Genomic DNA, 1,132 nt, shown 5'->3' with positions numbered 1-1,132 from the left:
CGATGACGCATGGCAAGCTTGGCACAGTTCTCATAGTCGGTAAAGATGGCGTGCTAGACGCTCTTTTAAGTGACGGCGATCTTAGGCGCGCGCTTATGAGAGAGGACTTTGACCTAGAAGAGCCAGCGATGAAATTTGCAACACTGCATCCAAAAGAGATAGATAACAAAGAGATGTTAGCCGTAGATGCGTTAGCCCTCATAGAAAAGTATAAAATTCAGCTTCTAGTCGTCGTAGAAAATGGCGTTCCCGTGGGTGTTTTACACATCCACGACCTTGCAAATTTAGGACTATAAAATGGAAAAAACAAGACTAAACAAATTTATCTCACATAACACAAACTACTCACGCCGTGAGGCAGATGAGCTGATAAAAGCTGGCAAGGTTAGCATAGCAGGACGTGTGGTTAGCGACCTTGCCACAAGCGTGGATGAAGATGACAAAGTGCGTATAAATAGTCGTTTGATAAAGCTAAAAAAAGAATTTACCGTTATCGTTTATCACAAACAAAAGGGCGAGCTAGTTAGCAAGAAAGATGACCGCGGACGAAAGACGATATATGACACGTTAGATAAGAAATTTGCCAAATTTGTTAGCGTAGGGCGCTTAGACTACGCAAGCGAGGGGCTACTTTTACTAACTGACGCCCCAGCGATCGCCACAGCGCTAATGAATAGCGACTTAGAGCGCGAATACTACCTAAAGGTAAAAGGCGAGGTAACAAAAGAGGTGATAGAAGCTATGACAAATGGCTTTTTTGCCAAGGACGCCACCAAAGGCGCGCACGCAAAAACCACTATAAAATCAATGGAATTTAAGCCATTTCTAGCCTACAAAGTTTTTGGCTCAAGTGGCGGCTATACAAAACTAAAAGTCATCATCAACGAGGGTCAAAATAGGGAGCTTCGCCGTTTCTTTGGCTACTTTGACCTTGAAGTGATGGATCTAAAACGTGTTAGTTTTGGCCGTGTTAGCCTTGATATGCTAAAGCCTGGCAAATGGCGCTACTTCGAAAATAGCGAATACGAAGACCTAAGAGACTTTTTAAAAGTTAATAACGTTAGATACTAACATTTTGGCTTGTTTCTCTAACAAAGAGGCAAATTAAATTTATAAAAATGAAGAAGAAATG

2 protein-coding genes are annotated in these 1,132 nt (G+C 42.0%); both read left to right on the top strand.

The genetic code is table 11. The features are described from left to right. The coding region (locus tag Q0296_RS08735) for a CBS domain-containing protein (protein WP_298039437.1) at positions 1-296 on the top strand (296 nt) is incomplete at its 5' end. Position 297: 1 nt separating this feature from the next. After that, positions 298-1,071, top strand: coding sequence for a pseudouridine synthase (locus Q0296_RS08730; RefSeq protein WP_298039435.1), 774 nt, complete (start codon positions 298-300; stop codon positions 1,069-1,071). Positions 1,072-1,132: the final 61 nt, after the last annotated feature.

It is taken from the genome of uncultured Campylobacter sp. (assembly GCF_937890585.1).
In the GTDB taxonomy this organism is placed as follows: Bacteria; Campylobacterota; Campylobacteria; order Campylobacterales; family Campylobacteraceae; genus Campylobacter_A.
The sequence above is the reverse complement of the archived record's forward strand: the minus strand, read 5'-3'. Positions and strand labels throughout refer to the sequence as shown.